Here is a 13,372-nt window from a genome sequence, read left to right as displayed (position 1 = left end):
AGCAGGAGGAGTGGGCGTTGGACGGCACGGCGGGCGGGATCATCAAGACGATCGACGTGGACCGCAGCGACCACGGCTATCGCGAGTGGCTGAAGGAGGCCGTCCGAAAGGTGCAGGCGGACGCCCAGCGGTCCGCGGACACCCATCTGCTGAGCTTCCCGCTGCCCGAGCGCTGGGGGATCGACCTCTACCTCAAGGACGAGTCCACCCACCCCACAGGGAGTCTCAAGCACCGTCTGGCACGCTCGCTGTTCCTCTATGGGCTGTGCAACGGCTGGATCCGGCCGGGCAAGCCCGTGATCGAGGCGTCCAGCGGCTCGACCGCCGTATCCGAGGCGTACTTCGCCAAGCTGATCGGGGTGCCCTTCATCGCGGTGATGCCCCGCACGACCAGCCGGGAGAAGTGCCGCCTGATCGAATTCCATGGCGGCCAGTGCCATTTCGTGGACGACCCGCGGACGATGTACCAGGAGTCCGCCGCCCTCGCGGCGGAATCCGGGGGTCACTACATGGACCAGTTCACCTACGCCGAGCGGGCCACGGACTGGCGTGGCAACAACAACATCGCCGAGTCGATCTATCAGCAGATGCGTCTGGAGCGGTATCCCGAACCGGCATGGGTCGTCGCCACGGCGGGCACCGGAGGCACCTCGGCGACCCTCGCCCGCTACGTCCACTACATGCAGTACGACACCCGGGTGTGCGTCGCCGACCCGGAGAACTCCTGTTTCTTCGACGGCTGGGTCCACCATGACGACGACGCCTCCAGCGACCACGGTTCACGCATCGAGGGCATCGGCCGCCCCCGGATGGAGCCCAGCTTCGTACCGGGCGCGATCGACCGGATGATGAAGGTCCCGGACGCGGCGAGCGTCGCGGCCGCGCGCGCCCTGGAGCGGGCCATCGGCCGTAAGGCGGGCGGCTCCACCGGGACGGGGCTGTGGAGCGCGCTGCGGATCGTCGCGGAGATGGTCGCCGCGGGGCGGACCGGGAGCGTGGTGACGCTGCTGTGCGACCCGGGGGAGCGGTATCTGGACAAGTACTACTCGGACGCGTGGCTCGAGGAACAGGGGCTGGACATCGAGCCGTATATGAAGACGCTCGACATCTTCCTCGCCACGGGCAACTGGACCGACTGACGGCGCACAACGGCCGGACCGGCCGAGCAGCGCCCGTACGGCCGTCAGGCCGCCGCCACCATCCGGTCCAGGTTCCGCACCGCCTGGTGGAAGGCGCGCCGCAGACCCGGCCGCATCGCCCGTACGACACCGCGCAGCAGTGCCGTGCCGTCCACCGCGAACACATAGCGCACCACGGTCCCGCCGCCGGCCGTGGGCCGCAGCGTCCACTCCTCCAGCAGGGCCCGCAGCCCCGGAGCGTTGGTCTCGTCGACGCGATAGGCATAGCGCTCGTGCGGATCGGCCGCCATGATCGTCTCGCGCAAGCGGCCGCCGCCCACGAGGCGGATGGCCCTGCCCTTGCCGCCGTCCGTGGAGCGGGCCTCCTTCACCGACCGGAACCACCGCGGCCAGCCCTCGACATCGGTGAACGCCTCGAACACCGCCTGAGGAGAGGCCGAGATCTCGGCGACGAAGACGAGCCGCAACGGGGCGGTCTCGGCGTACTCCAGTCCGACGGCACGCAACCGGTGTGTCATGGACACACGATATCTGTCGGGGTGTCAGATGTCTGCGGTGCGGGACGGCTCGCCCGCCACCACCAGCTCCGGCAGATACTCGGAGATCTCCGCCCGCGCCTCCTCCGGCAGCCCCGGGTCCGTGACCAGCGCGTTCACCTGGTCCAGCGTGGCGAAGGAACTCAGCCCCACCGTGCCCCACTTGGTGTGGTCCGCGACCACCACGACCCGCCGCGCGGCCCTGACGAAGTGGCGGTTGGTCTCCGCCTCCGCGAGATTCGGCGTCGACAGACCCGCCTCCACCGATATGCCGTGCACTCCGAGGAAGAGCACATCGAAGTGGAGCGAGCGCACCGCCGCGTCCGCGACCGGCCCCACCAAAGTGTCCGATGGCGTGCGCACCCCGCCGGTGAGCACGACGGTGGCCGCACCGGGGCGCGGGCCCACCCCGCCGAGCGCCGCCGACCGCTGGGCGTTGTAGAACACATCGGCCACCCGGACCGAGTTCGTCACCACCGTCAGATCCGGCACCTCCAGCAGTTGCTGGGCCAGGGCGAAGGCCGTGGTGCCCCCGGCCAGACCGATCGCGGTGCCCGGCGTGGCCATCGCGGCCGCCGCCTTCGCGATGTCCTCCTTGGCGCTCAGCTCGAGGCCCGATTTGGCCTCGAACCCGGGCTCGTATGTGCTCGCCTCGGCCACCGGCACGGCCCCGCCGTGCACCTTCTCCACCACGCCCAGCCGGGCCAGCGCGTCCAGATCGCGACGAACCGTCATGTCCGAGACATTGAGCTTGCGGGTCAACTCATTGACCCGCACCCCGCCGCGCCGCCTGACCTCGTCGAGGATCAGGGCACGCCGCTGCTCCGCGAGGAGGTTCTGGTTGTCGCTCACCCTGCCTCGTCTCCCTCCGGTCGGCCCTCGTCGCCCGCGCGTTCATCTTCGCATGAGGCGAGGACAGCCGGTCGCCACAGCACCCGGGGTTACGATTTCGCCACGCCCGGCCTGTCAGGGTCGGGGGAGCTGGCCGATGGGCACAATCCTGGAGCAGAACGACCGCACCACACCGGAATCGGGGGAACACGGTGCCAGCGACCATGCCTACGGACACGCCGGCCGACGGGGCGCAAGGGGCGACGGCAGCCCGTAAGGGCGGAGCACCGCCGTCCGATCTCGAACTCCTCGTCCACGGAGTGGGCGGCACCACCCCCGAGGAGATGCTGCGCGATCCGCGCACCTGCCGGGTCACCGGCGACGAGACCGCGGCGGTCTACCGCAGGGCGGACGAGGTCGACGCCGAGCAGCGCCCGCCGGAGGACCGGGAGGGCCCGGACCGTGAGGGCCCGATCCGCGAGGCGTACGTATGGTGCAACCTCACCTCGGGCAACAGCTCCCGCGCCCTGTGGCTGCTTTTACTGCCGTTCATGGTCGCCAACCTCGCCCACTGGATGCGGCCCCCGGCCGACCGGCGCGAGCGGACCGTGCGCACCTACGGCCTGTTCGTACGGCTGGTGGCGCTCACGTTGACCGTGCTGCTGATCGCCGGGGCCTGCGAGGTGGCCCTGGACCTGATCGCCTGGCAGTGTGCCGGTTCGGCCGACTGCGCCGGTGGCAAGTCCTGGCTCGGCTTCCTGTCCCCGGAGAACCACGGCTGGTGGAGCCAGCCCGGCCGCAGGCTCGCGCTCGCGGCGGCGCTGCCCGGCGCGCTCACCGGACTGCTGTGGTACCTGTCCAACCGCACCTGGAGCGCGTACGAGTCCTCACCGCCGCTGGAGAGCCCGGTCGACGAGTCCGCCCCCGAGGCGGGCAACCGCCCCGCGCTGTGCCTGCCCGGCTTCTGGTACGGCCGCAGGATCGTCGCCCGGCTGCGCGCCGCGCACACCGCCGCCGGCTTCCTCACCATCGCGGCCGGCCTGACCCTGCCCACCACCACCTACGACCGCAAGCCGGGCGGCGGCGGGCCGCAGGACGCCGCGGGCTGGGCGCTGCTGACGCTGCTCGCCGCGGGCGCGGTCGCGGTGGTGGCCGTGGTGTGCTACCGCGGCCGCAGCGAGACCAAGGTCGACGGGGAGCTGGACCGCATCACCATCACCGCGTTGCCCGGCGCGGCCCTCGCGGTGCTGGCGCTCTCCGTGCTGTACGCCGGGTGGTCCCGCCCCGGCTGGGCCTCCACCGGCAAGCTACCGGGCAACCAGGCGTTCTGCGCCATCGCCATAGGAGAGGGCGCGCTGATCGTGACCATGGCAGTGTGCGCCCTGGTCCTCCACCGGTCCGCTCCCGGCCGCACTCCGCTGTACGGGCTCGCCGGGCCCGCCGTCGCGGTGCTCGCCTGCGGGCTCGGCGCGGTGCTCGCGGGCGGTGTCGCCCAGCGCTTCGCCGACTGGCTGGACGGCGGCGCCACCCCCGGTGAGGGGCCGGGCATCGCCCCGCCGGTTCTGCTGACCTGGCTGGCCACGGCCATCCCCGCGCTGCTGCTCGCCCTGGTCGTCCTGCTGCTGATCTTCACCGTAAGGGTGTGGCAGGTGCGCAACCGACTGCTGCCGACCATCATGGACGGCTATCCGGGGGAGCGGCCCGACCCGGTGCGCACCCGGCGCATCGCGCGCACCATCGCCCGCGCCGGCCTCACCGACTCCGCCCCCTGGATCGTCGGCCCTGTCGCGCTGCTGACCCTGCTGTTCGGCGCCGCCGCCGTCACCGGGGCCTGGGTCACGGACCAGGTGCCGGGGCGGGCAGCCGACGACGCCCCCGGGGCCGTGGACGCCGCCGCCCAGACCGCCCAGGCGCTGGGCTCCTGGCTGATGGGGCTGGCCTTCCTGATGCTGGTCACCTGGGCCCGCCGCGCCTACCGCAGCCCCGCCGCCCGCCGCACCATCGGCATCCTGTGGGACGTGGGCACCTTCTGGCCGCGCGCCGCCCACCCCTTCGCGCCCCCGTGCTACGCCGAGCGGGCGGTGCCCGATCTGACCTGGCGGATGGAGACCTGGACCCGCCGGCACGGCGGCCGGCTGGTCATCTCCGGCCACTCCCAGGGCAGTGTGCTGGCCGCCGCTGCAGTCTGGCAGCTGGACCACCGCACCCGCGGTAAGGTCGCGCTGCTCACCTACGGCTCACCGCTGGAGCGGCTGTACGGGCGCTGGTTCCCCGCCTACTTCGGGCCTACCCAGCTGCTCTCGCTCCACGGCGAGGTGCGCTGCTGGCGCAATCTGTGGCGCTACACCGACCCGATCGGCGGCCCCATCCGGCTGCCCGACGGCAGCGGGCCCGAGGTCGACTGCGGCGCGCTCAAGGACCCGCTGGTCTACGGCCGTACGCCCGAACACCCGCTGCCCGCGCCGATCCTGGGGCATGGGGACTACCAGGTCGACCCCGTCTTCGACCGGGAGCGGGCCGGGCTGCTGGCCCGGCTCCCGGAGCAGACGCCGCCGCCTCCGCAGGAGGGGGCCGCCGGTCAGATGAGCTCCGGCAGGTCCTCGGGATAGAGCAGCGTGAGGTCGTCCGTGGTCGGGTCGCTCAGCTGGGCGACCCGGCCCGCATGCCGCTCCACCATCGCCTCGAAGGTCTGCCGGGCGGTGCGCCCGTTGCCGAACGCAGGGCCCTTGGGAAGCGCCGTGAAGTACTTGAGCAGCGACTCCGCCGCCCCCTCGCCGATCCGGTACTCATGCTCCTCGGCCTGCTGCTCCACGATCCGCAGCAACTCCTCCGGGGCGTAGTCGCCGAAGGTGATGGTGCGCGAGAAGCGGGAGGCCACACCGGGGTTGACGGACAGAAAGCGCTCCATCTCGGCGGTGTACCCCGCGACGATGACCACGACCGCTTCCCGGTGGTCCTCCATCAGCTTGACCAGGGTGTCTATCGCCTCCCGGCCGAAGTCCCGGCCGGAGTCCTCCGGCGAGAGGGCGTACGCCTCGTCGATGAACAGCACCCCGCCGCGCGCCCGGTCGAACGCCTCCTGGGTGCGTATGGCCGTGGAGCCGATGTGCTCACCCACCAGGTCCACCCGGGAGACCTCCACCAGATGGCCGCGCTCCAGCACCCCGAGGGAGGCCAGGATCTCCCCGTAGAGCCGGGCGACCGTCGTCTTGCCGGTGCCCGGGGAGCCGGTGAAGACGAGATGGCGGCGGACGGAGGCGGCCTTGAGCCCGGCCTCCTGGCGCCGCCGGCCCACCTCGATCATGTCGGTGAGAGCGCGCACCTCGCGCTTGACGCTCTCCAGCCCGACCAGTGTGTCGAGTTCGCCCAGCACCGCCGAGGACGGGCGGACGGAGACCGGGGGCTCGACGGCGGGCGCGGAGGTCTGGACGGACCGCTGTGACGGGACGCCGCCCAGCAGCCCGCCCGTCGAGGCGGCGGTCTCCACGGCGGGCGCGGTGAGCGGGGGCTGGCCGGGCGTGGTCGGGGAGCCCAGCGCCGTGGTGGCGCTCTCGTCGCTGGTGCAGTCCTCGACGAGCGGCCCCGCCTCGGAGAACTCGTACCCGCCGCGCGCACACCGCTCCGTGCGGCACCGGGTCAAGGTGGTGCGGCAGCCGTCGATGATGTGGAAGCCGTAGCCCCCGCTGCCGGTCACCCGGCAACCCGTGAACGTGCCGCGGCCCTCGGCGGACACATAGAACCCGGCCTCCGTCGGCCCGGAGACCGTGGTGCGCTCGACCGTCGGATCGGCGCCCTTGGTCACGATCACTCCGGTGGCGGCTCCGTCTATCGTGCAGTTCGCGAGCGTGCCGCCGCTGCCGTGGTCGCGGAACCACGCCCCGGTGGCCGCCTCCCGGATGCGGCAGTCGTCCAGCTGGACGGTGGCCCCGTCGCTGACCGAGACCGCGGTGGAGCGCACCTGCGACAGATCGCTGTCGACCACGTCGACCCGCGACCCGCGGTCCAGGACGAACAGCGCGTCCGGCACCTCGCGCACCCGGCACGAGTCGAGCACGGCGGTCGCCCCGTCGCTCACCCACACGGCCGGATAGTCGCCGGTGCTCTCGTGCAGCTCGCACTGGTTGGCGTCCACCCGGGTGCCCGGGTCCCACACCGACAGGCCGTTGCGCCCGAACCGGCGCACCGTGGAGCGGGTCAGCGTCAGCACCGAACGCGACCTCAGGTCGATCGCGTTCTCCGGGATGTCGTGGATCTCGCAGTCGGCGAGCGTGAGCACCGCGTCCGTGTCCAGATTGACCCCGTCGGACGTCGTACGGTGCACCCGGCAGTCGGTGAGATGCCCGGTCGCGCGCCCGGAGACCTGCACTCCGGCGCCCCTGATCTCGTACACTTCGCAGCCGACGGCCTCCAGCGAGGAGCCCTCGCCGGTCAGCGAGAAGCCCGCCCCGGACGCGTGGTGGACCCGGCAGCGCTCCAGGCGCGGGCGGGCGCCGCCGCGCACCGCCACTCCGGACTGCCCGGCGGCCACTACCTCGCACTCCTCGAACACCCCGCCCGCGCCGTCCAGCACGCTGAGCCCGACGCCTGCGGGGTTGTCCACGGTGCAGCGCCGCACGGTGGGACGGGCGCCGCCGCGCACCTCGATGCCGACCGCCGAGCGCGTGGCGACCCGCACGTCCGACACCTCCGGGGTGGCGTCCTCGATCAGCAGCGCGGGGGCGGCCGAGTCCTGGCCCTCGACATGCAGATCCTGGACCACGGCGGAGGCACGTATCGTCAGTGCCACTCCGTCCACCGGCGCGATGCGCACCGAACCGCGTGCCGAGCCCTCGGGGCCGCGCAGTGTGACGGCCCTGCCCACCACCACATTCTCGCGATAGGTGCCGGGCGAGATGGAGAGCACATCACCGTCCCCGGCGGCCTCCAGGGCCGCCGTGAGGGAGGCGTACTCTCCGGTGCGGCGCCGCCACCGCGACGTTCCGCTGTGCGTCACCTGGACGACCGAGCCCTGTGCCATGGTGCTGCTGTGCCCCCACCTCGTGCGTTGCCGGTGTGCGCGCCCGACCGCCGCTGCCGACTGTCGCTGCGCATATGGAATGCCCCACCGTAGCGTGCGCACGGCACCATGAGATGACCTGCCTGTGGACCACGGGCGGAGTTGGCGTTCATATGACAACTCCCGCCCGTGCGCGGTCCACTCGCAGGGGCTAGCTGTCGGCGTCCGCTCGGCCCCAGTCCTGACCGGCTCGTTCCCAGGCGAGGTCCCACTGTGCGTAGCGCCGGCGCATGAGCTGCCATACGACCAGCCGCCGGGCGCCGTCCACCAGGACCGCCGTCGCCCCGGCCGCGCCGATCCCCGCCAGCACGGCGTGGGTGGTGGCCGTCGCGGCGTCCAGCGGGCGGCCGACCGGGCGGCCGTGGTCGTCGGTCCAGATCCGGAACCGCTCACCGGGGTCGGCACCGGGGTGGGCCCCCAGCGTGCCCTGGTGTCTGCTGCCGTCCGGCCCCGTCCAGCGGGCGAGGACGCGGCGGTGCGCGTCTCTCGCGGAAGCGGTCTCGGGATCGGAGTCGATGGGTGGATGCGGCAGCACCTTCAGCACGGTGGCCGAGAGCGGATGGCGCTCGGCCCGCTGTTCGTGCGCGGCCCTCACCAGCGCCCCGTTTGCCATGGACCCCGATGCCCAGCCGGCGGCGGGGGCGACGAGCAGGATGAGCGCCGCGGCGATCATTGCCGCGCACGCCTCCACGATGTCCGTCTTACGGCGCAGCGGATTACGCCGCCAGCGCCACAGCCCCCAGATCATTCGCATGGATCACATACCCCCTTCCCCATCCGTGGGTACCGCATGGCGGGCCGGATATGCGCGAATTCGGTGAAGAGAGAGCAATATCACGGGGTCAGCCCTTTCGCCGTTCCGGCGGGCCGTCGGCGGTTCAGAGGGACACACCAGACCAGCCGGGTGCCGCCCGCCTCGGGCGCCTCGATGTCCAGTGTGCCGCCCAGGAGTTCGGCCCTTGACCGCATGTTGACCAGCCCTCCGCTGGGGGTGGCGCCCCCGATGCCCACCCCGTTGTCCGCGACCACCAAGGTGATGTCGGCGCCGACGGTCAGCCGCACCTCCACCCGCTGGGCGTGGGCGTGCCGCACGGTGTTGCTGAGTGCCTCGGCGAGCACCGCCAGCACATGGTCGCCCGTCGTGTCCGGCACATCGGTGTCCACCGGACCGTCCATCAGCAGTGACGGTGCGAAGCCCAGGGTGTCGGAGGCCGACCGGACGGCCTTGACCAGCCGACGCCGCAGCGTGGCGGGTTCGCCGCCGTCGTCCCCGACCGTGCGCAGGGCGAAGATGGTGGAACGGATGATCTTGATGGTCTCGTCCAGGTCGTCCACGGCACGCCCCACCCGCTCGGACGCCTCCGGGCGTTCGATCAGCCGGCCCGCGCTCTGCAGGGTGAGACCGGTCGCGAAGAGCCGCTGAATGGCCAGATCATGGAGGTCCCGGGCGATCCGGTCACGGTCCTGGAGCAGCGCCATATGCTCGGACTCGGCGCGGTGCCGGGCCAGTTCCAGGGCGAGCGCCGCCTGTGCCGCGAACCCCGAGAGCAGCTCCACCTCATGGTCGTCGAAGGGCTGCCGTCCGGCGAGCCGGCACAGCCGCAGCGCACCGGAGGCCCGCGCGCCCGCGACCAGCGGCACGGCCACCACCGGGCCGAACTCGCTCTCCGGAGCGGGCAGTGGCCAGGACCGGGCCCGGGAGTCCACCCGTACGTCCGAGGCGACCGCGGGGCGTCCGGTGCGGGCGGCGAGTCCGGCCAGCGAGCCGTCGGACGGCACCATCAGCCCGCCGATGGCCTCCGCGTCATGCCCCTCGGCCACCTCGACCACCAGGGAGTCGGTGCCCGCGGCCGGCAGCAGGATCGCCGCCGAGTCGGCGAGGGCCACCTGCAGGGCGAGCCGGGCGATCAGGCTCAGCGCCTCGCCCGCCGCGGTGCCCGCCAGCAGCGTACGGGTGATGACGCCGAGCGCCTCCAGCCACTGCTCGCGGCGCCGGCTCTCGTGGTACAGCCGGGCGTTGTCGATGGCCACCCCGGCGGCGACCGACAGGGTGGTCAGCACCGCCTCGTCATCGGCGTCGAACTGGGCGCCGCCGCGCTTCTCGGTCAGATAGAGATTCCCGAAGACCTCGTCACGGACCCGGATCGGCACGCCCAGGAAGGAGCGCATCGGCGGATGGTGCTCGGGGAAGCCGTAGCTCGCCGGATGCTCCGACAGATCGGTGAGTCGCAGCGACTGGGGGTGGCGGATCAGCTCGCCGAGCAGTCCGTGACCGCTGGGCAACGGGCCGATGCGGTGGGCTCGTTCCTCGGATATGCCCACCGGCAGGAACTGCGAGAGCCGATGCCGGTCGATCACGCCGAGCGCGCCGTACTCCGCGTCGGCCAGCACCACCGCGGACTCCACGATCCGGCGCAGCACCTGTTCCAGATCCAGCTCGCGGCCCACGCTGAGCACGGCTTCCAGGAGGTTGTGCATCCGGTCCTGGGTGGACCGGGCGGCGTCCAGCCGCGCCTGGAGCTCATCGAGAAGCTGGTCGAGCCGGAGTTGGGGAAGAGCCGGATGGCGCCCCTGATCCGCACTGCCCGACACCTGGCCACCATCCCCCCATGAGCCTCTCACCAGCAGAGTAGCCGGGGCAGGGGCCGATGGTGGCGGCGATGGAAGGAACTCGGCCAGGGCCAGGGGCCGCTGAGGGACGGGAGCCTAGGAAACCGGCACCACGGCGACCGGACACTTGGCGTGATGCAGTACGGCGTGGTTGACAAGCCCCAGCTGCATGCCGAAGTGCCCCTGCCGCCGCCGGGCCCCCACCACCAGCAGATCGGCGTGCGCGGAGGCGTCCAGCAGCGCCTTGCGCGCCGAGCCCTCGACCGGGCGGTGCGCCACCGGCACCGGCGGCAGCCCGGCCGCCGTGGCACCGCCCAGCGTCTCGTCCAGGAGCTCGGCGGCGCGCCGTGCGTGGTCCTCGCGCGTTCCGTGGTCCTCGCGTGCCGTGTGGTCCTGGGGTGCTCTGTGGTTCTCGCGTGCCGTGTGGTCCTCGTGTGCTCCGTGGTTCTCGCGCGCTCCGTGGTCCTCGGGGCCCGCACAGCGCCATGCGTGCACCGCCTCCAGCTCGCCGCCGCGCAGCCGCGCCTCGCGGAGGGCGAACGCGACGGCGGCCGAGGGCGGCGCGGGCTCCCGCTCGCTCGGGCGCTCGCGCTCGGCGATGCCCACCACCACCCGGTTCATCCCGCCGTGCACGTTCTCCGGGCGGCCGCGCACCACGACCACCGGGCACTGGGCGCGGGCCGCGATGCCCAGCCCGACCGAACCGAGCAACAGGGAGGCGAACTCGCCGCGGCCGCGCGAGCCGACCACCAGCGCCTCGGCGCTCTGCCCGGCGCGCAGCAGGGCGGTGACCGCGTCGTCGGCCGCCAGGTCGGTCATCACCTTCAGGGCCGGCACCCGCCGCCCGGCCCGCTCGGCCGCGGTGGCCAGCACCGCCTCGCTGTGGAGCCGCTCGGCGGGGCGGTCGGCGGCCGTTCCGGCGACGTAGCCCTCGTACCGCTCCCACAGGGAGGCGTGGACGACGCGCAGCGGCAGCCCGCGGCGCCCGGCCAGCTCGGCCGCCCAGTCCAGTGCGTCCGAGGCGGCGTCCGAACCGTCGACCCCGACGACCACGGGAAGCTCCACCGTGCCCACCGCCTCTCCTGCCGGCACATGGGTGTGTCCCCTCCCATTGTCGCGCCGAAGCGGTCGCCGTGGGAGTCCGGCGGCTCACTCAGCGCAGCCGCATGGACAGCGTCACCACGGCCCCCACCGCCCCCGCGCTGATCACCAGCCGGTCGGTGACCAGCTGGGTCAGCCACAGTCCGCGGCCGTTGGTGGCGCCGTCCAGCCCCGGCAGGATCCGGGGGATGACGTCCTCGGAGAAGCCGGGGCCGGAGTCGCTGATCCGGCACTCCAACTCGTCGCCGATCCGCCGCAGCAGCAGGGAGCCGGTGCCGCCCGCATGCTCGATGGCGTTGTTGGCGATCTCGTCGACGGCCAGCACGAAGTCCCCGCGGCGGGCCTCGCTGAGCCCGGCCCAGGCCGCGCACTCCTCGATCTGCACCCGCAGCCGGGGCAGCTCGTCGGCGGTGAAATGGCGGTGGAGCAGGTGTTCTCCGGCTCGATCGGCGGACCGACGAGGGTCGGCTAGCACCAGTGCCTCCCGTTTGGTGACGAGTACGAGCGACATCGCAGGGTCGGTGAAGCAGCCGAGGGTACGGGGAGTGGGGTCTCATCAGTCATCACGACCACGAATGACGTGTCATATCGGAAACGTGACCGAAAATGGGTAAGGGTGAAGCGATACCCGATCGTCGGTGTATCGCTTTGGATCGCTGCCTCTCGTACGCACAGTTCGTACGCACAGTGACCGCCGAGGGGCGAGGGGGGAGAGGAGACGGCAAGGTGAGGTCATGATGGGACTTCTGAACGCGCTGAAGACCGAACATCGTGAACGGGTGATGGCGCTTGCCCACGATGCGTCCTTCCCCGCGGGCGGCCGCATCTTCGAGGAGGGCCGTAAGGCCGACCGTTTCTGGATCATCCGCACCGGGGCGGTCACCCTCGATCTGCATGTTCCGGGGCGTCGGCCCGCGGTGATCGAGACCCTCGGCCCCGGAGAACTCATCGGATGGTCCTGGCTCTTCCCGCCGGACACCTGGCATCTGGGCGCGGAGGCGCTCAGCCCGGTGCGCGCGCACGAGTTCAACGCGGAGGCGGTGCGCAGGCTGTGCGACGAGGACCCGGAACTGGGCTATGCCCTCGCGCTGGCCTGCGCCCAGGTGATCGGGGGCCGGCTGCAGAGCGCCCGCACCCGGCTGCTGGATCTGTACGGGCCGTACGCGGGCGGGATCTCGCCATGATCGGACGGGAGGGCGCGGAGAGCGGCCGGGGGGCCGAATGGCCCCTTACGTCGCCCTGCGGCAGAACGTAAAGCTGGGCAGCCGGATCGCGACCGGCGACCCGTGCGCCATGGAGGAGAGGCCGTGCCCCAGACCGCCGACCCCGACGGCCCCATCAGGGTCTTTCTGCTCGACGACCACGAGGTGGTGCGGCGCGGACTGCGTGACCTGCTCGACGCCGAGTCCGATCTGGAGGTGGTCGGCGAGGCGGCCAACGCCCGCGAGGCCATCGCCCGCGCCCCCGCCGTACGGCCACGGGTCGCGGTGCTCGACGTACGGCTCGGCTCCTCGGGCGACGGCGGGGACCACGAAGGGATCGAGGTCTGCCGGGAGTTGCGGGCCCGGCTCCCCGATCTCGCGTGTCTGATGCTGACGTCCTTCGACGACGACGAGGCGCTGTTCGACGCCATCATGGCCGGGGCCGCGGGCTATGTACTCAAGCAGATCAACGGGTCCGACCTGGTGTCGGCGGTGCGTACGGTGGCTGACGGCCGCTCCATGCTCGACCCCGGCGCCACCGCCCGGGTGATGGCCCGGCTGCGCGGCCCCGCGCCCAGCGGGCCCGTGGAGCTGGAGAACCTGTCACCGCGGGAGCGGGAGATCCTCCAGCTCATCGGCGACGGGCTGACCAACCGGCAGATCGCCGAGCGGCTGTTCCTGGCCGAGAAGACCGTCAAGAACCGCATCTCCTCGATCCTGTCCAAGCTGGGCGTGGGGCGGCGCATTCAGGCCGCGGTGATCGCCGAGCGGATCAAGGAGCGCGAAACGGGTTAGTGAGCCCGTGCGCGGTACGGTCTGGAGCCGATGACGTCCTTACGGTGGGCTTGGTGACGTCCTTACGGTGGGCCCGGCGCGCGTTTCGCATGGGGCGCCGGG

At 72.4% G+C, this 13,372-nt stretch carries 11 protein-coding genes; 4 read left to right on the top strand and 7 right to left on the bottom strand.

Annotated elements, in window-relative coordinates:
• The first annotated feature begins 17 nt into the window (after positions 1 to 17).
• The gene (locus AS97_RS06290) at positions 18 to 1,139 is read left to right on the top strand and encodes a PLP-dependent cysteine synthase family protein (protein WP_210564480.1); all 1,122 of its coding nucleotides are present in this window, start codon (positions 18 to 20) and stop codon (positions 1,137 to 1,139) included.
• 44 nt (positions 1,140 to 1,183) lie between these two features.
• On the opposite strand, the gene AS97_RS06285 is transcribed toward AS97_RS06290, so the two are convergent.
• Positions 1,184 to 1,657: an SRPBCC family protein gene (locus AS97_RS06285; protein WP_185930056.1), complete on the bottom strand. Its 474-nt coding sequence runs from the start codon at positions 1,655 to 1,657 to the stop codon at positions 1,184 to 1,186.
• A 24-nt stretch (positions 1,658 to 1,681) separates the two neighbouring features.
• Entirely contained in the window at positions 1,682 to 2,527 is an 846-nt protein-coding gene (locus AS97_RS06280) for a DeoR/GlpR family DNA-binding transcription regulator (protein ID WP_086711399.1), read from the bottom strand.
• A 323-nt stretch (positions 2,528 to 2,850) separates the two neighbouring features.
• Here AS97_RS06280 and AS97_RS06275 point away from each other — a divergent pair, with 323 nt between their 5' ends.
• Positions 2,851 to 5,115, top strand: a complete 2,265-nt coding sequence (locus AS97_RS06275; protein ID WP_247204775.1) for a hypothetical protein — start codon at positions 2,851 to 2,853, stop codon at positions 5,113 to 5,115.
• On the opposite strand, the gene AS97_RS06270 is transcribed toward AS97_RS06275, so the two are convergent.
• The 5 genes from AS97_RS06270 to AS97_RS06250 all read right to left on the bottom strand — a co-directional run bounded on the left by AS97_RS06270 (position 5,085) and on the right by AS97_RS06250 (position 11,784).
• Positions 5,085 to 7,523 carry a right-handed parallel beta-helix repeat-containing protein gene (locus AS97_RS06270; RefSeq protein WP_059145513.1) on the bottom strand — a complete coding sequence of 813 codons (2,439 nt, stop codon included), beginning with the start codon at positions 7,521 to 7,523 and terminating at the stop codon, positions 5,085 to 5,087. The genes AS97_RS06275 and AS97_RS06270 overlap by 31 nt on opposite strands.
• A 190-nt stretch (positions 7,524 to 7,713) precedes the next feature.
• A complete protein-coding gene (locus tag AS97_RS06265) occupies positions 7,714 to 8,316 on the bottom strand; it encodes a hypothetical protein (RefSeq protein WP_059145512.1) in 603 nt (200 codons plus the stop codon).
• 80 nt (positions 8,317 to 8,396) lie between these two features.
• Positions 8,397 to 10,154, bottom strand: a complete 1,758-nt coding sequence (locus AS97_RS06260) for a GAF domain-containing sensor histidine kinase (RefSeq protein WP_161500533.1) — start codon at positions 10,152 to 10,154, stop codon at positions 8,397 to 8,399.
• Between the two features lie 114 nt (positions 10,155 to 10,268).
• Positions 10,269 to 11,246 carry a universal stress protein gene (locus AS97_RS06255; protein ID WP_210564479.1) on the bottom strand — a complete coding sequence of 326 codons (978 nt, stop codon included), beginning with the start codon at positions 11,244 to 11,246 and terminating at the stop codon, positions 10,269 to 10,271.
• Positions 11,247 to 11,325: 79 nt separating this feature from the next.
• Positions 11,326 to 11,784, bottom strand: coding sequence for an ATP-binding protein (locus tag AS97_RS06250; protein WP_059145509.1), 459 nt, complete (start codon positions 11,782 to 11,784; stop codon positions 11,326 to 11,328).
• A gap of 223 nt (positions 11,785 to 12,007) precedes the next feature.
• Here AS97_RS06250 and AS97_RS06245 point away from each other — a divergent pair, with 223 nt between their 5' ends.
• Together AS97_RS06245 and AS97_RS06240 are read left to right on the top strand one after the other, a co-directional pair.
• Positions 12,008 to 12,457: a cyclic nucleotide-binding domain-containing protein gene (locus tag AS97_RS06245; protein WP_059145508.1), complete on the top strand. Its 450-nt coding sequence runs from the start codon at positions 12,008 to 12,010 to the stop codon at positions 12,455 to 12,457.
• 123 nt (positions 12,458 to 12,580) lie between these two features.
• Complete coding sequence (locus AS97_RS06240; RefSeq protein WP_247204251.1) at positions 12,581 to 13,270, top strand: response regulator transcription factor; 690 nt, start codon at positions 12,581 to 12,583, stop codon at positions 13,268 to 13,270.
• Positions 13,271 to 13,372: the final 102 nt, after the last annotated feature.

Origin of the sequence: Streptomyces sp. AgN23 (assembly GCF_001598115.1) — a bacterium.
Lineage (GTDB): Bacteria > Actinomycetota > Actinomycetes > Streptomycetales > Streptomycetaceae > Streptomyces > Streptomyces antimycoticus.
This window is presented reverse-complemented; position numbering and strand designations above follow the sequence as displayed.